The sequence below is a fragment of the Pectobacterium quasiaquaticum genome (assembly GCF_014946775.2).
Taxonomy (GTDB): domain Bacteria; phylum Pseudomonadota; class Gammaproteobacteria; order Enterobacterales; family Enterobacteriaceae; genus Pectobacterium; species Pectobacterium aquaticum.
This window is the reverse complement of the sequence record NZ_CP065177.1, coordinates 1,290,846-1,310,199: the sequence shown is the minus strand read 5'-3', so window position 1 is coordinate 1,310,199 and position 19,354 is coordinate 1,290,846. Positions and strand designations below refer to the sequence as shown.

Sequence of the window (19,354 nt, the reverse complement as noted above, 5' to 3'; positions counted from 1 at the left end):
ATCCTACTTTCAGAGTGATAACGAACGATATTTCTCACGCAGAACATGGCGAATCCCAATCGCCGCAAGGTTCAACCCAACGACAATCAACACCAGCAGCAGTGCGGTGATGTACACCAGCGGCCTTGCCGCTTCCACATCCGGGCTTTGGAACGCCAGATCGTAAATTTGGAATCCCAGATGCATAAATTTTCGCTCAAGATGCAGATAAGGGAAAATGTCATCAACCGGCAAAACCGGCACCGACTTCACTACGCCGACCAACATCAGCGGCGCAGTTTCCCCTGCGGCACGCGCCACGGCGAGGATCAAGCCCGTCATCATCGCAGGAACCGCCATCGGCAGCACAACGTGCCACAGCGTTTCGGCTTTGGTCGCTCCCAGCGCTAATGAACCGTGGCGCACGGACATTGGGATACGCGACAGCCCTTCCTCCGTTGCCACAATCACCACCGGCAGCGTCAGCAGTGCCAGCGTCAGCGACGCCCACAGCAGCCCCGGCGTCCCAAACGTCGGATTCGGCAGCGCTTCAGAATAGAACAGTTGGTCCAGCGTGCCGCCGATGAGATAAACAAAAAAGCCTAACCCGAATACGCCATAAACAATGGAAGGCACCCCAGCCAGATTGACCACGGCAATCCGCACCCAGCGCGTTAAGCTGTTTTTCCCCGCGTACTCATGCAGATAAACCGCAGCGATCACCCCCAACGGCATCACGACAATAGACATCAGCACCACCATCAGCACCGTGCCAAAAATGGCGGGGAAAAGGTGGCCCGCACTGTTGCTGTCAAGCGAATAGTGTACCAACATGAATTTCGCCTGCTCGCCCCAGTGGCTGATTTTTTCCCACAGGTTCATCGCATTAGGGAACCAGGCCTGTTCGATGTCCCTGAGCGGGATAAGATGGACGCTACCGTTCGCGTCCCGCAACTGCACGGTATCGCGATTAATGTCCAGATTGAGTGAGGTTAGCTGGCGCGACAGCGCATCGAAGCGGCGTTGCAGTTCGATACGTTCAGCCTGAAGACGGGCTAACGCCTGATTATCCAGCGTCTTGGCCTGCTGCCGCTTTTTCTCTTCCAGCCGCAGCGTCTCAAACTGCTGGTTGATCTTCGCCATCTCCCCCATACGGATGGCCTGCGTCTTCGCAAGCAATCCCTGCACCTGCTCAACGCGATGCTGTAAGGTGGCGGGGAGATCCGTTGCCACCAGCGGCTGCTCGCCCTCCAGCATGCCAGCCAGATAACCATAGGCAGTACCATTGTTCGTCCGCTTTAACACCAGAATGTCGGCGGGTTTATCAAAGCGAATAATGTCGCGCGACAGCAGCGTGCGAAAGCTCTGCCCATGAATTTCACGCTGGCCAATTTTGATTAAATAGCGTGTTTCAGCGTCCCCAGACGCAGAGGTTAAATCAGCCTGTTCCAGTTGCTGACGCGAAAGCGTCTGCTCGGCATAAATTTCCCCTATCAACGCACGTTGCGTCCCCTGTTCTGGCGGTAACGTCAGCAGCCAGACGGGCTGTGGCCACAGGTAGCGCATGCCCTGCCCAGCCAGCAACACAATGATTGCCAGCATCGCCAGCAGGCTAATGGAAATTGACGATGCGGTCAGCCACACCCAGGGCCTTCCCGAACGGAACCAGCGCTTCACGCGTTTTCTCCTTCATCACGGTAACGTTGGCGTAAGCGCTGTCGGATAGTTTCAGCCAGCGTATTCACGATGAACGTGAAAACAAACAGCGTTAATGCCGTTAAGAACAGCACCCGATAGTGACCGCTGTTCGTCACCGCTTCCGGCATTTCAATAGCGATATTCGCCGCCAGCGAACGCAGGCCCTGGAGCAGGCCTTCATCCATAATCGGTGTGTTGCCCGTCGCCATGAGTACTATCATGGTTTCCCCTACGGCGCGGCCAAAACTCAGCATCAGCGCGGCGAAAACCCCGGCACTGGCGGACGGCAGCACGACGCGCCACAGGGTTTGCCACGCCGTCGCCCCCAGCGCCAGCGATCCCTGACTTAAACGAGCCGGTACGCTGAACAAAGCATCCTCCGCCAGCGAAAAAATCAGCGGGATCAGCGCGAAGCCAAGAGCAACGCCCGCCACCAGCGTATTACGTTGGACAAAATCATCGCCTAACCACTGATATAGCGGCTGCCCGAATACTGCGATTTCGATATGTGGCGCAAGCCAGCATCCGGCCACAAATGTCAGCAAGATCGTGGGAATGAGGAATAGCACGTCCCAGCCTGCTGGAAAACGGACGCGCCAGCGCGTCGGCAGGCATTCAATCAGCCAGCCGCAGCCGAGCACGGCCAGCATCCATAAAATCGGCATGACCAGAATCGCGGACAGATAAGTCGCAAAATGCGGGGCCAGCCAGATGGCCGCAATCAAACCGACAACCACCGTCGGCAACGCGCCCATGATTTCCAGCGTGGGTTTAATCCAGCGTCGCAGCGTCGGCGACATAAAGCAGGCGGTATAAATCGCAGCGGACAGCGCCAGCGGCGTGGCAAACATCATGGCGTAAATCGCGGCCTTCATCGTGCCCAGCATCAGCGGCATCATGCTGAATTTAGCCTGATAGCTGTCGTCCGCCGACGTGGATTGCCAGATATAGGCAGGCTCCGGATAGTTCTCGTACCACAGCTTTTGCCACAGTCCACGCCAGCCAATATCGGGATACGGGTTATCAACCTGATAGCGATGCCAGCCCTGCGCCGTTTCAACCAGCAAAGCTGAACCGCGCGGCGAAAACGCCAGCTTTTGTGCATGAACCGGTAGCGTCTGCGTCAGCAGCGCATGCGACTGCTTGCTGGCAAACAGCGACAGCTCACCCTGTGCGCTCAATGTGGCAAAGACGCGCCGCTGCATCTCCGTTGCCAGCAACACAGATTCCCCCGCGACGTGCGGAAACTGACGCGTTTCCGTCAGTCTGACACCCTCTTCGCTCGGGATTTCAAACCATTGGCTAATCCGCCCATCGGCGGCCTGCACCAGCAGCGATCGTCCACCGGACAACAACGCCAGATGCAGCGGTTCCGCCAACTGCAACTGGCGCTCTTCCCGCAGCGTCAGCGCGTTCGCCCCCACCTGCCATAGCGTTAATGTCTTACCGCTGAGCAAATACACTTGCTGCCCGTCTGGCGTCAGCAGCAGTTGGTTAATCGTACCCGTCGGAAGCGTAATCTGTGCCCGTTGCCGCACGCCGTTTTCATCAATATCAGCGATGATCAAGGCATTTTCCCGCCCGATCGCCGCCACAACAACCTGCTTTTCACCTACTGCCGCCACTGACAGATGACGCAGCGGCTGCGCAGGTAAACCCAGCGAATAGGCCTGCTCACCCAGCGGATAATTCCAGACAGGGGAACGGTTTTCCGTACGCGATAACATACGTGACAATATAGGCTGAACGAAAATCAGACGGCCATCAGGCTGACTCAGGGCATAAACCTGTCGCTCACCCTGACTCTGCGCCAGCAAACTCAGCGCAGGCACCAACTGAATACGCGACATAGGCTGGTTTTCCGCAAACGGAATAAACTCGCCATAGCCTTGACTGTCGATGCGAAACCCGACTTGCCCGTTGTCGCTAAGCCCCAGCACCAGCGACGGTTCCGCACTGTGGCGTTGCACCGTTTTTTGCCCGTTAACGGTGGGGGAAAGGAACAGTGGCGTCACCACATACAGTAGATAGAAGAAGATTAATAACAGCATAGCCAGCACCAGCAGCCCACTGCCCGCAACAACGCGGTGAACCAAACGATCGATCCACGCTCGCCGACGATCCCGATACTGTGATGTGTTACCTGTGTTTACCATTATTCTCGCCGTCAGAGTGAAGCCGCCAGAGTCGTGTTGCTAAAGTATTGCGGGTAGCATATGTTGCCTTTACGCCCATAATATGACAATGGTAAGTCTGTCTATGAATTAGATTTTATACCCTAAATAGTTCCAGCCGTATGACAAAACGTTAGCGTTTTGAGCAACGCTTTAGCGTTGACCCTTTAGGGCAAGGCTCATGAATGAGCCTTGTAATGCGGCAACCGAGGGAGTCCTCAGGAGCTTACTTTAGTAAGTGACTGGGGTGACAAATCTGCTGGGAGCAGATTTGAACGCTGCTTGCAGCGGCCCTTTAGGGCGAGGCCTAGGATGGGCCGAGTATTTTGGGGTAGCCAACGCACAGACGGCTCGAAATATGACGGGTATCGTCATCAACACGCCATAATGTTGTTGTAGCCTATCCCCATAGAGGAAGGGTATGAATATTGGATGAACCTTCAGTACATGAGTTGAGCGGAGTGACAATGGGTCAGGACAAACTTTACATAGAGAAAGAATTAAGTTGGTTATCCTTTAATGAACGAGTACTTCAGGAAGCAGCAGATAAAAGCAATCCGTTAATCGAACGCATGCGCTTTCTGGGCATTTACTCCAGCAATCTTGATGAATTTTATAAAGTCCGTTTTGCCGATTTGAAAAGACGCATTCTGATTAACGAAGAACAAGGTCTGGACGGCAATCTGCGACACCTGTTAGGCAAAATTCAGGCACGCGTACTAAAAACCGACCAAATCTTCGATAGCTTGTACAACGAACTGCTGCTGGAGATGGCGCGTAACCAGATTTTTCTGGTCAATGAGCGCCAGGTTTCCCCTAATCAGCAAGAGTGGCTGAGGGACTACTTCCGGCAATATCTGCGCCCGCACATCACGCCAATACTCATCTTTAACGAAACCAATCTGGTGGAGTTCCTGAAGGATAACTATACCTATCTTGCCGTCGAAATTATTCGTGGCGATGAAATCAGTTATGCCCTGCTGGAAATTCCTTCGGATAAAATACCGCGCTTCGTCAACCTGCCAGCGGAAGCACCGCGCCGCCGTAAGACCATGATCCTCATCGATAACATTCTGCGTTACTGTCTGGATGATATCTTCAAGGGCTTCTTTGATTACGATGCGCTGAACGCGTACTCCATGAAGATGACGCGCGATGCGGAATATGATCTGGTGACGGAAATGGAATCCAGCCTGTTGGAGTTGATGTCTTCCAGCCTGAAACAGCGCTTAACCGCGGAGCCGGTGAGATTTGTGTATCAGCGCGACATGCCGGATGCCATGGTCGCGATGCTACAAGAGAAACTGGGGATCTCTTCCTTTGACTCCGTTATCCCCGGCGGACGTTATCATAATTTCAAAGATTTTATTTCCTTCCCGAACGTCGGGCGCGCCAATCTGGTCAACAAACCCTTGCCTCGCCTGCGGCACACTGGATTCAACAATTTTCGCAATGGGTTTGATGCGATCCGTGAGCGCGATGTGCTGCTCTATTACCCGTACCACACCTTCGAGCACGTATTGGAACTGCTGCGACAAGCCTCTTTCGACCCTAACGTGCTGTCCATCAAAATCAATATTTACCGCGTCGCCAAAGACTCACGCATCATTACCTCAATGATCCATGCGGCGCACAACGGCAAGAAAGTGACGGTCGTGGTCGAGCTACAGGCACGTTTTGACGAAGAGGCAAACATCCATTGGGCTAAGCGCCTGACGGAAGCGGGCGTGCACGTCATTTTCTCGGTGCCTGGGCTGAAGATTCACGCCAAACTGTTCCTGATTTCCCGCCGCGAAGGGGAAAACATCGTGCGTTACGCGCACATCGGCACCGGTAACTTCAACGAGAAAACTGCCCGCCTGTATACGGATTACTCGCTGTTAACTGCCGACGAACGTATTACCAACGAAGTCCGTCGCGTCTTCAACTTCATTGAAAACCCCTACCGCCCAGTCAGCTTCGAGCACCTGCTGGTGTCACCGCAAAACTCCCGCGACAAGCTTTACCAACTGATCGATACCGAGATCGAAAACGCGCTGGCGGATCGTGATGCAGGTATTACGCTTAAGGTAAATAATCTGGTGGATAAAGGGCTGGCGGAAAAGCTGTATAAGGCTTCCGCTGCGGGCGTGAAAATTAATCTGCTGGTACGTGGCATGTGTTCGCTGATCCCTAATTTACCAGGGATCAGCGAAAATATTCAGGTCATCAGTATTCTTGACCGCTATCTGGAACACGATCGGGTGTATGTCTTCAACAACGGCGGAGACAAGAAAGTCTACCTCTCTTCCGCAGACTGGATGACACGCAATATTGATTATCGCATTGAAGTCGCAGTGGAAATTCTGGATCCCATTTTGAAAAACCGCGTGTTGGAGACGTTGGATATTCTGTTCAGCGATACGGTGAAAGCCCGTGTCATTGATAAAGAATCGAGCAACCGCTATGTCTCACGCGGCAACCGGCGTAAAGTACGCGCGCAAAATGCCATTTACGACTACATCAAGGCGTTGGAGCAACCTGGAGATAAGCCTGAATAATGCCGTTAACGAACAATGAAAAAACCGAGATAAAGCCGCAAGAGTTCGCGGCTATCGACCTGGGCTCCAATAGTTTTCACATGGTGATCGCACGCGTGGTAAACGGTGCGCTTCAGGTATTGGGACGTTTAAAACAGCGAGTGCATCTGGCCGACGGGCTGGACGGCAAAAACATGCTCAGCGAAGAAGCTATTCAACGCGGTCTGAGCTGTCTGGCGCTGTTTGCTGAACGCCTGCAAGGCTTCCCAGCCATGAACGTTTCTATCGTCGGCACGCACGCGCTGCGTCAGGCGGCCAACGCGCAGGAGTTTCTGCGCCGCGCGGCGGATATCATTCCCTATCCGATAGAGATCATTTCCGGCCATGAAGAAGCCCGCCTGATTTTTATGGGCGTGGAGCATACACAGCCGGAAAAAGGCCGCAAGCTGGTCATCGATATCGGCGGCGGCTCTACTGAGCTGGTTATCGGTGAAGATTTCGAGCCAATGCTGGTGGAAAGCCGTCGTATGGGGTGCGTCAGCTTCGCCCAGCAGTTTTTCCCGAATGGTGAAATTAGCGAAGCCAACTTCAAGCGCGCCCGGCTGGCCGCAGCGCAAAAGCTGGAGACGCTGTCCTGGGAATACCGCATATACGGCTGGAAATTCGCCCTCGGTGCGTCTGGAACGATCAAAGCCACGCATGAAATTCTGGTGGAGATGGGAGAGAAAGATGGCCTGATTACGCCCGAGCGGCTGGAAATGCTACGCACGCAGATCTTGCAGTTTAAGCACTTCAAAGCGCTGAGTCTGCCGGGCCTGTCCGAAGATCGTCAGTCGGTGCTGGTGCCAGGTCTGGCTATTCTGTGCGGTATTTTCGATGCGCTGGCGATCAAAGAACTACGCCTGTCCGATGGCGCATTGCGCGAAGGCGTGCTGTACGAAATGGAAGGGCGTTTCCGCCATCAGGATATTCGCATCCGTACCGCGCAGAGCTTGGCGACCCATTACAATATCGACCGTGAGCAGGCGCGACGCGTGCGGGAAACCACGCAGCAGCTTTATGCGCAATGGGCAGAGCAAAATCCTAATCTGGTGCATCCACAGCTTGAGGCTATTTTGAACTGGGCTTCCATGCTGCATGAAGTTGGATTGGGCATTAACCATAGCGGCATGCATCGCCATTCCGCTTACATTCTGCAAAACACCAACCTGCCCGGTTTCAATCAGGAACAGCAACTTGTGCTGTCCATGATCGTGCGATTGCACCGTAAAGTGATCAAGTTGGAAGAGTTGCCGCGGTTGAACCTGTTCAAAAAGAAACAGTATTTGCCCATGATGCAGCTCTTGCGCCTTGCCACGCTGTTGAATAACCAGCGTCAGGCAACGACAACGCCGGAATCGTTACGGCTGCATACAGATGATAACTACTGGACGCTGACGTTCCCACGTGACTTTTTTACCAACAACACGCTGGTACAGCTGGATTTGGAACGGGAACAGGAATACTGGCAGGACGTCACCGGCTGGAAGCTGATGATTGAGGAAGAGAAAGCCTGATTGATGAAAACGTTACGTGGAAAACGAGCCTACACCGAACAGTAAAGTAGCGAAAAATGGTGTAACTTGGCTGGCCGGTGAGATCCGGTTAACGTAAAGTTTACAGAGATGGGGCCGATACCAAAATGATGGCTGGCGAGAATTTTCGCCAACATCATGCAACCTCGGCGGAAAGATGCGTTTCCTTTCCATACCGGATATCAATCCAACTCAGTATTAAGGAGAGTAAAATGGATGTATCACAGATTGCATCTCTCGCTACCGACCTCAGCAACATGCGTACCAGCAGTGAGGCCAGTACACTAGTGATGAAAAAAGCGCTCGATAACCAAGAAGCTGTTGCAGCTGGTATTTTGCAGGCATTACCCCCTCTGCCAGCAAATCCGGCGATTGGGCGTAACGTCAATACCACGGCGTAATCCCTTGCACCACACAACCCGCTTATTCGTTTTTGTTTGAGCGGGTTTCTACTGATTCCCTTTATCCCTTTTATACCCTTTTCTCTTCACGCGGGTTTATACCTCCCTGTCTCCTTGCACCCAACGTGCGAAAAACGAAATCGGTCATCATATTTTTCACATCGGCAGATTGACCTCGCCTACCGCTTGTGCCTAAATAAACCACAGCGAATGTTCGCTTTCACAAAGGATTAACCGGTAATGTCCACGCTTACCCATAAACGACGATTATCGATACGCCCGCGGCGAAGTAGCTCTCGGATCGCCCGTGCCGTTTTACTCATCAGCTTTATTATTCTTTTAAGCCGCTTTGCTTACTCCACCATCACCGCGTTTGGTCATCACCAAGACAAACAGCAGCAGCGCGCTGAACAATTACTGCTTCCTGCCAACGTACTCGTCAACCAGAAAGAGTAGCGCTTAACCAACCCGTTTCTTATTTTCACTTTTTCTTCATCAGGCATGCTGCCTTCGTATTCTCGTGCCCGTCATTTAGGCTCCCGCACGTTGCCGATTCAGACACTGTCATACAAATAAAAAAACGTCGGGAACGTTTTTCAACGTTGCGTAGCAACGGCCCGAAGGGTGACGGATGAGGATATCCGTCATAAAAAAACGGCAGTACGAATCTTCGCGCCCACCGTTTTTATCAATCAATCGAGTTCCTCGATCAATCATGTACTGACTTCAAGCCGGACTTAGACGATAGTCAGGGTCACATCGATGTTGCCGCGCGTTGCATTGGAGTATGGGCAAACGATATGGGCTTTCTGCACCAAATCTTCAGCCACCGCGCGATCCAGGCCAGGCAGGGAAATTTTCAGTTCGACTTCAATACCAAAGCCTGTCGGGATAGCACCGATACCTACGCTACCGTTTACCGTGGTATCCGCAGGGACAGCGATTTTCTCACGCGCACCGACAAACTTCATCGCGCCAAGGAAACAGGCAGAATAGCCCGCAGCAAACAGCTGCTCTGGGTTTGTCCCTTCACCGCCTGCACCACCCAGTTCACGTGGGGTCGTCAATTTAATATCAACCGCTTTATCGGAAGACACCGCACGGCCATCACGACCACCGGTAGCTTGAGCATGAGCAACGTATAATACTTTTTCAATAGACATAATGTGACTCCAGATAGTTAGGAAATGGCCTAAGGCAATATAGATGTTGCTCAGGCTTTAATTACATAGCGAAAAATTAAATCGCAAGCTACTTATTTACATAAATAAAACCACGTAAAAACAGACTACTTAACAAATATAACGCTGTCTGACGGACTGCGGATGCACAAGGCAACCGCCAGTATTTTCAAAGATGCCCAATCAGATTCTTACGCAGCGTTTCTAGATCTTTTTTGATCGTCTGCAACTGGTCAAGGTGACATTCCGTCGCACAAAACACGCTTTCAGGAATCGCTTTCGCCTGTTGCTGAAGTGCTCGCCCTGCTTCGGTTAACCCGACCAGCACCTGACGCTCATCTTCTGTTCCTCGGTTACGAACCACTAAGCCTGCGCTTTGTAACCGCTTGAGCAATGGCGTTAACGTAGCGGAATCGAGATACAGACGCTCGCCCAGTTCAGACACCGTCAAACCATCGCGCTCCCACAACACCAGCATCGCCAGATATTGGGGATAGGTCAGATTCAGCTCAGACAGCAAACGACGATACAGCTTATTCATCGCCAGATTGGCTGAATACAGTGCAAAGCACAGTTGTCCATCCAGTTTGTAAGCGTTGTCGTTCATCGTCTCTGCCATCAGTATCGGTTACGTTTCTGGAATTGACTATATATCGCCAAAAACTAAGTAGCAAGCGATTTAATAACTCATTAGATAAAATCCTTCATAAAAAATACGTCTGGGTACACTATCGCACACCGTTCAAACGGCGATTCGTCAGTAATCCTATTCTTAATCTACTGATTCTGCGCTACGTTTAATAAAACACGGATAAAAACAGATCGAGCATAAAACATGATGTCGAGTGTAAAAAAACTTACCGACCTCCGCCGCCGCATCTCCCTTCTGCTGTTGGAAAACAAAGAACTGGTTGAAGACATTATTAACCGGCAACCGCGCGTTACGGAACGTGATGAGACGGCGTCAGGCTACAACGCGGCATTAAATAACAACATCAGACTGCGTGAAAAAAGCATCCTGCTCGATCAAACCGCAGAAATCAGCGAGCTTATCATCGGGCTGCATGCCGCTGACCTTGCCGACATGCTGGAATCTTTACCGCAGGATGAACGGCTGGCGCTCTGGCGGCTTATTCCTGTAGAGAAGCGCGGCCGCGTGTTGATTGAGGCCTCTGACAGCATTTCTGACGATCTGATTGGCGATATGCAGGACAAGGAAATCCTGAGAGCGGTTAGAATTCTGGATGTTGATGAGCAGGCTCAGCTGTCTCGACTCGTTCCGCGCCACCTGCTGGGTAGAATACTGACCTCGCTTGAGCCGAAGCAGCGCGCGCAGCTACGCGCCGCCATCAATTATGATGAAGATTGCCTCGGCCACATGATGGATTTCAAACTCATCACCGTGCGCGCCGATGTCACACTCGCGACCGTACAGCGCTATCTGCGCTACCGTAAAACTATCCCCAACTCCACCGACAAGCTGTTCGTCACCGATCGCAAAAATACGCTGATCGGCGAACTGTCGCTAGCCAGCATTCTGCTCCACTCACCTCAGGCTCTGGTTAATGACGTCATGGACGATCAGCCGTTGAGATTCCAGCCTGAAGATAAAGTCGAAGAAGCCGCAGGGGCTTTTGAGCGTTACGATTTAATTTCCAGCGCCGTGGTCGATAGCAAAGGGAAACTCATGGGACGTCTGACGATTGAGGATATCCTCGACGTCGTGAATCGAGAAAGCGACAGCAATCTGCGGCGTTCTGGGGGCTTAACGCCTTCTGAAGACGTTTACGCGCCGGTGTATAAATCGTTCCGCAATCGCTGGGCCTGGCTGGCCATCAATCTTTGTACAGCGCTCATCGCCTCGCGGGTCATCGGCCTGTTCGAGCATACGCTGTCCCATTTGGTCGCGCTGGCAACGCTCATGCCGATTGTCGCCGGAATTGGCGGGAATACGGGTAACCAGACGATCACCATGATCGTGCGTGCACTGGCCTTGCATCAGCTTGAACATGGCAAAAAAACGTACCTACTGCTCAAAGAATTAGGCGTTGCGCTGGTAAACGGAGTGATATGGGGCACGATTATGGGCGTGGTAACCTTCCTGCTCTATGGCAACCCCGCGATGGGGGGCGTGATGATGCTGGCGATTTTGCTGAACTTGCTGCTCGCCGCGCTGATGGGCGTCACTATCCCGCTGATCATGATGAAACTCAGCCGCGATCCGGCCATCGGCTCCAGCGTAATGATTACGGCCATTACCGATACTGGCGGCTTCTTTATCTTCCTCGGACTGGCAACACTGTTCCTGCTGCCTTAAACATAGGCAATGTAAAACACATGAAATGTAAAAAGGGCTTTAATCAAAGCCCTTTTCGCTCACCTTTCCCAACCTGAACTTAACTCACGCGACCCGCACCGCCGGATGCCTGACACAGATAGATGGACGGCTGAAGGCCGGTGCGCGCCGGATATTCCCGTTCGATCACCTGTTTAACTTCATCCGTCAGCGCCGAGGGGATAAGGGCGACAATACAGCCACCGAAACCGCCACCGGTCATACGCACACCGCCCCGCTCACCCACATACTCTTGAATCAGATCCACCAGCGCATCAATTGGCGGCACGGTAATTTCAAAATCGTCACGCATGGAGACATGCGATTCTGCCATCAGCGTAAACAAACGGTGTGCATCCTGACGCGCCAGCGCATCAGCCGCTTCCAGCGTACGGCGGTTCTCGGTAATAACGTGTCGCGCACGGCGTACCGCTACCGGATCCAGCCCCTCGATTCCCGCTTCAAACTGTGCCAGTGAAACATCACGCAGCGCCTTGACGTTAAAGTGACGCGCCGCCGCTTCACACTGCTGGCGTCGCGTGTTGTATTCGCTGTCCACCAGCCCACGGCGCACGTTAGAATTCACGATCAAGACGTCAACGCCATCGAGCATACGCACAGCGCGCCCTTCCAGAGAGCGGCAGTCGATCAACAGCGCCTGACCGACATGCCCTTGAGCGGAAATAAACTGATCCATAATGCCGCAGCTACAGCCAACAAAATGGTTTTCCGCCTGCTGACCATTCAACGCCACATCCAGTTGGCTGATGTCCAGATCATTCAGCTCTTTGAACGTCTGCCCAATAGCCACTTCCAGCGAGGCCGATGAACTTAGCCCTGCGCCAGACGGCACATTGCCGGAAACCACCATATCCATGCCAGTGAGCGGCAGGCCACGCGCCTGCAAAAACTTCACCGTGCCTCGGATATAGTTCGCCCAAGTGTAGTCCGGGTGAGGCACGATCGCTTTGGCGAGATCGAACTCGTCCTGCTGGTGGTCAAAATCCACCGCCACCACCCGCACGATGCCATCCTGACGTACCGCCGCGCTGACCACCGTCTGGTAATCGATAGCACAAGGCAAGACAAAACCATCGTTATAGTCGGTGTGCTCACCAATCAGGTTGACTCGGCCGGGTGCCTGAACAGCGGCGTGCGGTGCATAGCCAAATAATCGGACAAAAACAGACTCGGTTAACTGACGTAGAGAATCAATACGGCTCATAAAATGACCTCAAATTTGCTCACGAAAATGGATATCACTCACGCTGCGTAAACGTTCAGCGGCCTGCTCTGCCGTCAGATCACGCTGTGTCTCAGCCAGCATTTCATAGCCGACCATAAATTTGCGCACGCTGGCGGAACGTAATAACGGGGGATAAAAATGGGCATGCAGCTGCCAGTGTGCGATGTCATCGCCCTTAAACGGCGCACCATGCCATCCCATCGAATAGGGGAAGGAACACTGGAACAGGTTGTCATAACGGCTGGTTAGCTTTTTCAGGATCAGCGCCAGATCGTCACGCTGAACGTCATTGAGCTGTGGTAATCGCTGCACAGCGAATTTAGGCAGAACCAGCGTTTCAAACGGCCACGCCGCCCAGTAAGGGACAACCGCTAGCCAGTGCTCCGTTTCCACCACGATGCGCGATCTGTCAGCCTGCTCGCGGCGAACGTAGTCCAGCAATAGCGGCGAACCGTGACGGGAGAAATAATCGCGTTGCTGCTCATCCTCACGCTGTACTTCGTTCGGCAGAAAATCGTTAGCCCAAACCTGCCCGTGCGGATGGGGATTAGAGCACCCCATCATCGTCCCTTTATTCTCAAAGACCTGAACCCACGGATACCGCTTGCCTAGCTCTTCAGTCTGATCGCTCCACGTATCGATCACCGCTTTCAGCGCGGGCAGCGAAAGCTGCGGCAGACTTTTACTGTGATCGGGAGAAAAACAGATGACACGGCTGACGCCACGGGCTTGCTGCACGCGGAAAAGCTCATCATCGCCCGACGGTGCCTCCGGCGTGTCCTCCATCAGAGCCGAAAAGTCATTCGTAAAAACAAAGGTGCCCTGATAGTGCGGGTTGATATCGCCAGTAATACGTTTATTGCCCGCACACAGATAGCAGGTCGGATCGTAAGGCGGCGGCGTGGCGCGATCCGGTTCATCTTGCTGCCCCTGCCAGGGGCGCTTGGCACGATGCGGAGAAACCAGAATCCACTCGCCTTTCAGCGGGTTAAAACGGCGATGCGGATGTTCAGTCGGCTCAAACTGCATAAGCTATTCCTCAATACAAAACACAAATTCGGTACAACCGCGGCACCATCAGCGATCCATTGTATGGCGCTAACAGTCCGTCAGAGATCTGGAAGAGGCATCAGGTCAGTCTGTAAACTCAGCCAGAAAGATCCCTTAATGTAATCAGTTTCACACTATGGCATGGATAAAATAGCTGTAATAATGCTAAATAAAGATAGTCAGCTATCGTTTAGCCACCACATGAGTGTAATCGGTTACCCTAAATTTAAACCCCGAAATGGTATTTTGGAAGAGAGAAATGACCGATGATTGTTGATAGCGATCACATAAGTACGGTCTGGATCAAAAAGGAAAGGTGGTCGGATAGGTAACATCCGCCAAAAACCTGTACATTTATAAATATAAGTAATCGATTTTTTCTTTTAACGTGTGCGTTAGGCTACGGTCCGCCTCACCACGCATTTGACCGCTCAGGAATGCCAATGGCCACAATAAAGGATGTTGCTCGTCTATCAGGTGTATCAGTCGCTACGGTTTCGCGTGTAATTAATAACTCGCCCAAAGCCAGTACCGCCTCAAGGGAAGCCGTACACAAGGCCATGGCGGAGCTGCAATATCATCCGAACGCCAATGCCAGAGCGCTCGCGCATCAAAGTGCAGAGACCATGGGGCTGGTTGTCGCGGATGTGTCCGATCCCTTTTTCGGGACGATGGTGAAATCTGTCGAACAAATTGCCCAGGCAACTGGCAACTTTCTGCTGATTGGTAACGGCTATCACAATGCCGAGCAGGAAAAGAAAGCCATTGAGCAGCTAATTCGCCACCGCTGCGCGGGGCTGATCGTGCATGCAAAAATGCTTTCAGATGAGGAACTGGCGGCGCTAATGAGCCATATTCCTGACATGGTGCTCATCAACCGTACGTTACCCGGTTATGAAAACCGCTGCGTTGCACTCGACGATCGCTATGGCTCTTGGCTGGCAACGCGCCATTTAATTCAGGAAGGGCATCAGCGGATCGGCTTTCTCTGTTCTAATCACCAAATTTCTGACTCCGCCGACCGCCTGCAAGGCTATGTGGATGCGCTGCAAGAGCACGGCATCGCACGGGATGAACGCCTCATAGCCCGCGCCTCACCGGACGAAGTGGGCGGTGAATCCGCCATGATGGAATTGCTGAGTCGGGGCGGCAACATGACGGCGGTGGTGTGCTACAACGATTCCATGGCCGCAGGTGCCCTTTCTGTCCTGAGCGATAACAGCATCAGCGTACCGCAGGATATGTCAGTGATCGGGTTTGATGACGTATTGATCGCCCGCTACCTTCGCCCTCGCCTGACAACCGTGCACTATCCGGTTTCCGCTATGGCAATTCAGGCGGCAGAATTAGCCATCGCGTTATCCCACGGTAAACAGCTCAGTGAAACCACGAACATGTTTAGCCCGACGCTGGTACGCCGTCATTCTGTCAGTCCCCCAGCCCGTAAGAAATAACCGCCTTTTATCATTCAGCTTGCTCGATGCGTTGCTCTTTCGCATCAGGCAAGCACGACATCATTACCTTTCTGCACTTACACACCCTGTTCTTTATTTCTCTTCCGCAGACTCTCTTTCACTATTTTTCTTAAATGTTTCCTACTCGGCATCGCATCACGCCTTTTATGTAACGTCGCCGATTCTGACATAAAAATTTTTTATGCTGCATTTTAGGTGCGCGAACAAAATGTGTAACCAGTTACACACCATCGCATAGCAAATAACACCTCGATATTGCTGATAAATAATCAAAACACCCTCTGTAATATCGTTACATTCGTGTAAATATTGGTGTAACTATTTTGTATTTTGTGAGAACAATCATGTCACGCGCCATTTTATTCCCCCATAATCCTTCGCCATGAGTGGAAGCGTTTTACCTCCGTTCACGTCATGTTATTTGGAACATCCACATTCTTACCCGAATAAGCGAAAGGTATATTATGAAAAGAAAACTGCTGACAACATCCATTGCGCTGAGTTTGGCAATGCTGGCAACTCCTTCTTATTCTGTTGATTTTTCAGGGTACTTCCGTTCTGGCGTGGGTGCTTCAAACCACGGAAAACAACAGGCAGCCGATAAAAGCTATGTAGGAAGATTAGGTAACGAAGATGACACCTACGGCGAAATCCAATTAGGGCAGCAGCTGTATAACGAAAATGGGAAAACGTTTTACGTTGATAGTATGGTTTCTATGTGGTCAGACAGCTCAAACGGTGATGAAAGCACCGCAAACGACGATGCCACTTTCGGTTTACAGCAGTTTAATTTGAAAGCGAAAGGCTTTGTACCTGGCCTGCCGGATGCCACGGTATGGGCGGGGAAACGCTACTATCAGCGTCATGACTTGCACATCATCGATACCAAATACTGGAATATCTCCGGTGCGGGGGCCGGGATCGAAAACGTCAAAGCCGGTGAAGGTGCATTCTCGTTTGCCTGGATCCGTGCCGATGCTGAAAACATGAAAATTAACTTAGGCTGCGACGCCACTACTGACGAATGTAAAAAAAGAATAGACACCTACGACGATCTGAATATCAACTATCTGGACGCTCGCTATGCAGGCTGGAAGCCGTGGGACGGCGCGTGGACGGAGTTCGGTATCTCCTACGCGATGCCAAATGAAGCGGACACGCAGAAAAATATCTTCCTCGCGGAAGGGCAAAAATTCGATCCTAAAAACTCAATGATGATCACAGGCGAGCTCAGCCACTACTTCTCTGGCCTCAAATCCAGCCAGAAACTGGTGCTGCAATATGCCGACAAAGGGCTGGCGCACAACATGGTCGATCAGGGCGGCGGTTGGTATGACGTCTGGAACGTCAACGGCAGCGCCAAAGGCTACCGCGTCATTCAGACCGGTGATCTGCCGATCACGGATACTATTTCTCTTAGCCATGTTCTGACCTACGGTAAAGCGGATGAAATCAGCCGCTGGCGCGACAGCACAGAATTATTGTCTGCGGTAGGTCGCGGCCAGTATGTCTGGACCAAGAACCAGAAAACCTATCTGGAAGTGGGTGCGTATCAGAAAAAAGATAGCTGGAAAGCGGGTACAGAAACCAAATACAGTGGTGAGAAATACACGCTAGCACACGCTTTCACCGCCGATATTCCTATGATGACACGCCCAGAACTGCGCTTCTTCGTGTCTTACCAAAACCGTGGAAATGAAAACCGCAACACCTTCAACGACGATCGCAGCAATGCCGTGAACTTCGGTATTCAGGCAGAAGCCTGGTGGTAATACCGCACTAACCCTCAGCTCGGCGGGCTCATCATTCCCGTCGGGTATTTCCCAAAAGGCTTTCTACGGAGAGCCTTTTTCTATTGCGAGTAACACCCGCTATCAAATTTTCACTGCATCATGTGCGGTAGTACGAAAGTTTCGTGCGTGTTAACTACCGAGAAAATCTGTGATGTCATCACACGCCCGACAAGGCGCGCTCAATCGCCGCAGCGCCTTGACCACTGGCTTTTCAGCGCTAATTGCGTCGCTACGCGATACCTTCGGCGTTCGTATCCGCTATTCGGACCGCCTGCGACGCGTTTACTCGCCCCATAAATGGGACTCGCCCTTCGGGCCAGCACAAGTGCTGTTCAAAAACGTCTCTGACGTTTTTGTCAGACGCGGCGCAGACTTTCGCGGCGTCCATGCCGCTCATCCGGCGGCCACGCCCACCTCAGCGCAATTTTTTACGCCTGGAACACACAGAGCAGCGACATATTTCGCAATAGAGGATTTATAAATATCAGAATTAGCGCCCGCTAAGGGCGCTGTTTATGTTTGGTAGGGGATTTTGGCTATTGAGATTCAGCGATGCAGCCACTCAGCTACGCGCTAATCCGCAAGCCATCGGCGTTAAACACCAGACAGTTATTAGGCGAGAAGAAAACCTCAATGTGTTCATACGGCTTGAAGGCGCTGTCGCCTGCCAGCAGCAGTTTGAAGTTATCGATGCCACAGCATTGGCCGAACAGGTAGGTGCTGTTACCTAAACGTTCGACAACTTCACAACCGAATGACAGACGAATCCCCTCACCTTCCGGTGACACGTGTTCCGGCCGCAGCCCCAGCGTTATCGTGCTGCCAACAGTCAGTTCACCAGTGCGAATCGGCAGCTCAAGCTGTAGCTGATCGGCGATATTCACTGTCAGGCTATCCGGCGTCCAATCGATGACCTGCGCAGGCAGGAAGTTCATTTTTGGCGATCCGATAAAGCCCGCAACAAACTGGTTAACCGGATGATAATAAAGCTCCATCGGCGATCCAACCTGCTCGACTTTGCCATAGTTCATGACCACAATTTTGTCGGCCAGCGTCATGGCTTCGACCTGATCGTGCGTCACGTAGATCATCGTCGTTTTCAATTCCTGATGCAGTTTGGCAATGTGCAACCGCATATCCACGCGCAGTTCCGCATCCAGATTAGACAGCGGTTCGTCAAACAGGAACACTTTCGGGTTACGCACGATGGCGCGCCCTATCGCCACACGCTGGCGCTGACCACCGGATAGCTCTTTTGGTTTGCGCTCCAGCAGGTGAGACAGTTGCAGCGTCTTCGCCACCATCTCGATCTGGTGCTTAATCTGGTCTTTCGGGACACCATTCACGCGCAGGCCGTAGCCCATATTCTCAGCGACGGTCATGTGTGGATACAACGCATAAGACTGGAACACCATCGCCACGCCACGGTGAGCAGGGGCAACATCATTCACCACTGCCTCATCAATCATGATTTCACCGCCTGTGACATCTTCCAGCCCAGCAATCATTCTCAGCAACGTCGACTTACCACAGCCAGACGGCCCAACAAAAACGGCGAACTCTCCATCGGCAATCGTCAGATTCACATCGTGGAGCGTAATCGTTTTGCCAAAATGCTTACTCACTCTATCCAACTGGATCGACGCCATAACGGTAACCTCTTGATAATTTTGATTTTCAGGATATAAGCGCTGAGTCACAACGGCCCAGTGGTCGTCGACTCAAAATGGCTCGGTAGCCCTTCCAGACGCATTAGCATCCGGCCAGGTTTACCTGCACGCTGGTCATAATTGCAATATAACAGCATGGTGTAACCGTTTGCACAAACAGGGGGTTACTTTTGTGCATAAGATCACAGCCTTTGCATGTTTCGCTGGCAGACGTGGCGCACTCTGCTTAATGTAATCGCCATTGGTGTAACCGTTATCC

Annotated in this window: 14 protein-coding genes; 7 read left to right on the top strand and 7 right to left on the bottom strand. The window is 52.2% G+C overall.

Going from position 1 to position 19,354, the window contains the following annotated elements:
* Window positions 1-9: 9 nt before the first annotated feature.
* On the bottom strand, window positions 10-1,656 hold the full coding sequence (gene pstA, locus IG609_RS05970) for a phosphate ABC transporter permease PstA (RefSeq protein ID WP_193398700.1): 1,647 nt from the start codon (window positions 1,654-1,656) through the stop codon (window positions 10-12).
* Complete coding sequence (locus IG609_RS05965; protein ID WP_193398701.1) at window positions 1,653-3,833, bottom strand: ABC transporter permease subunit; 2,181 nt, start codon at window positions 3,831-3,833, stop codon at window positions 1,653-1,655. Before IG609_RS05965 ends, pstA begins: the two co-directional genes overlap by 4 nt.
* Before the next feature lie 485 nt (window positions 3,834-4,318).
* On the opposite strand from IG609_RS05965, the gene ppk1 reads away from it, so the two are divergent.
* From ppk1 to IG609_RS05945, 4 genes are all read left to right on the top strand, one after another.
* Window positions 4,319-6,391: a polyphosphate kinase 1 gene (gene ppk1, locus IG609_RS05960; protein WP_193398702.1), complete on the top strand. Its 2,073-nt coding sequence runs from the start codon at window positions 4,319-4,321 to the stop codon at window positions 6,389-6,391.
* Window positions 6,391-7,926, top strand: coding sequence for an exopolyphosphatase (gene ppx, locus IG609_RS05955; RefSeq protein WP_193398703.1), 1,536 nt, complete (start codon window positions 6,391-6,393; stop codon window positions 7,924-7,926). The genes ppk1 and ppx overlap by 1 nt, the downstream gene beginning before the upstream one ends.
* Before the next feature lie 230 nt (window positions 7,927-8,156).
* Entirely contained in the window at window positions 8,157-8,345 is a 189-nt protein-coding gene (locus IG609_RS05950) for a YjfB family protein (RefSeq protein ID WP_102118896.1), read from the top strand.
* 240 nt (window positions 8,346-8,585) lie between these two features.
* A complete protein-coding gene (locus IG609_RS05945; protein ID WP_193398704.1) occupies window positions 8,586-8,801 on the top strand; it encodes a YfgG family protein in 216 nt (71 codons plus the stop codon).
* Window positions 8,802-9,082: 281 nt separating this feature from the next.
* Here IG609_RS05945 and IG609_RS05940 read toward each other — a convergent pair whose 3' ends face one another.
* Both IG609_RS05940 and IG609_RS05935 read right to left on the bottom strand, forming a co-directional pair.
* The gene (locus IG609_RS05940; protein ID WP_010285606.1) at window positions 9,083-9,508 is read right to left on the bottom strand and encodes an organic hydroperoxide resistance protein; all 426 of its coding nucleotides are present in this window, start codon (window positions 9,506-9,508) and stop codon (window positions 9,083-9,085) included.
* A gap of 187 nt (window positions 9,509-9,695) precedes the next feature.
* Complete coding sequence (locus IG609_RS05935; protein WP_193398705.1) at window positions 9,696-10,145, bottom strand: MarR family winged helix-turn-helix transcriptional regulator; 450 nt, start codon at window positions 10,143-10,145, stop codon at window positions 9,696-9,698.
* A 219-nt stretch (window positions 10,146-10,364) separates the two neighbouring features.
* Between IG609_RS05935 and mgtE the strand changes: the two genes are divergently transcribed.
* The gene (mgtE, locus tag IG609_RS05930; RefSeq protein WP_193398775.1) at window positions 10,365-11,843 is read left to right on the top strand and encodes a magnesium transporter; all 1,479 of its coding nucleotides are present in this window, start codon (window positions 10,365-10,367) and stop codon (window positions 11,841-11,843) included.
* Window positions 11,844-11,922: 79 nt separating this feature from the next.
* On the opposite strand, the gene galK is transcribed toward mgtE, so the two are convergent.
* Both galK and galT read right to left on the bottom strand, forming a co-directional pair.
* Window positions 11,923-13,086 (bottom strand): galactokinase, encoded by a 1,164-nt coding sequence (gene galK / locus IG609_RS05925; protein ID WP_193398706.1) that lies wholly within the window; start codon window positions 13,084-13,086, stop codon window positions 11,923-11,925.
* A 9-nt stretch (window positions 13,087-13,095) separates the two neighbouring features.
* Window positions 13,096-14,136, bottom strand: a complete 1,041-nt coding sequence (galT, locus tag IG609_RS05920) for a galactose-1-phosphate uridylyltransferase (RefSeq protein WP_193398707.1) — start codon at window positions 14,134-14,136, stop codon at window positions 13,096-13,098.
* Window positions 14,137-14,600: 464 nt separating this feature from the next.
* Between galT and galR the strand changes: the two genes are divergently transcribed.
* Both galR and IG609_RS05910 read left to right on the top strand, forming a co-directional pair.
* On the top strand, window positions 14,601-15,611 hold the full coding sequence (gene galR, locus IG609_RS05915) for an HTH-type transcriptional regulator GalR (protein WP_029368336.1): 1,011 nt from the start codon (window positions 14,601-14,603) through the stop codon (window positions 15,609-15,611).
* A gap of 485 nt (window positions 15,612-16,096) precedes the next feature.
* The gene (locus IG609_RS05910) at window positions 16,097-17,404 is read left to right on the top strand and encodes a maltoporin (RefSeq protein ID WP_193398708.1); all 1,308 of its coding nucleotides are present in this window, start codon (window positions 16,097-16,099) and stop codon (window positions 17,402-17,404) included.
* A 587-nt stretch (window positions 17,405-17,991) separates the two neighbouring features.
* Here the strand turns inward: IG609_RS05910 and IG609_RS05905 are convergent.
* Window positions 17,992-19,074 carry an ABC transporter ATP-binding protein gene (locus IG609_RS05905; protein ID WP_193398709.1) on the bottom strand — a complete coding sequence of 361 codons (1,083 nt, stop codon included), beginning with the start codon at window positions 19,072-19,074 and terminating at the stop codon, window positions 17,992-17,994.
* Window positions 19,075-19,354: the final 280 nt, after the last annotated feature.

Excerpts from the sequence above, each read along its gene's own strand:
- IG609_RS05965 (WP_193398701.1), bottom strand. The coding sequence starts at position 3,833 with ATGGTAAACACAGGTAACACATCACAGTATCGGGATCGTCGGCGAGCG.
- ppk1 (WP_193398702.1), top strand. The coding sequence starts at position 4,319 with ATGGGTCAGGACAAACTTTACATAGAGAAAGAATTAAGTTGGTTATCC.
- ppx (WP_193398703.1), top strand. The coding sequence starts at position 6,391 with ATGCCGTTAACGAACAATGAAAAAACCGAGATAAAGCCGCAAGAGTTC.
- IG609_RS05950 (WP_102118896.1), top strand. The coding sequence starts at position 8,157 with ATGGATGTATCACAGATTGCATCTCTCGCTACCGACCTCAGCAACATG.
- IG609_RS05945 (WP_193398704.1), top strand. The coding sequence starts at position 8,586 with ATGTCCACGCTTACCCATAAACGACGATTATCGATACGCCCGCGGCGA.
- IG609_RS05940 (WP_010285606.1), bottom strand. The coding sequence starts at position 9,508 with ATGTCTATTGAAAAAGTATTATACGTTGCTCATGCTCAAGCTACCGGT.
- IG609_RS05935 (WP_193398705.1), bottom strand. The coding sequence starts at position 10,145 with ATGGCAGAGACGATGAACGACAACGCTTACAAACTGGATGGACAACTG.
- mgtE (WP_193398775.1), top strand. The coding sequence starts at position 10,365 with ATGTCGAGTGTAAAAAAACTTACCGACCTCCGCCGCCGCATCTCCCTT.
- galK (WP_193398706.1), bottom strand. The coding sequence starts at position 13,086 with ATGAGCCGTATTGATTCTCTACGTCAGTTAACCGAGTCTGTTTTTGTC.
- galT (WP_193398707.1), bottom strand. The coding sequence starts at position 14,136 with ATGCAGTTTGAGCCGACTGAACATCCGCATCGCCGTTTTAACCCGCTG.
- galR (WP_029368336.1), top strand. The coding sequence starts at position 14,601 with ATGGCCACAATAAAGGATGTTGCTCGTCTATCAGGTGTATCAGTCGCT.
- IG609_RS05910 (WP_193398708.1), top strand. The coding sequence starts at position 16,097 with ATGAAAAGAAAACTGCTGACAACATCCATTGCGCTGAGTTTGGCAATG.
- IG609_RS05905 (WP_193398709.1), bottom strand. The coding sequence starts at position 19,074 with ATGGCGTCGATCCAGTTGGATAGAGTGAGTAAGCATTTTGGCAAAACG.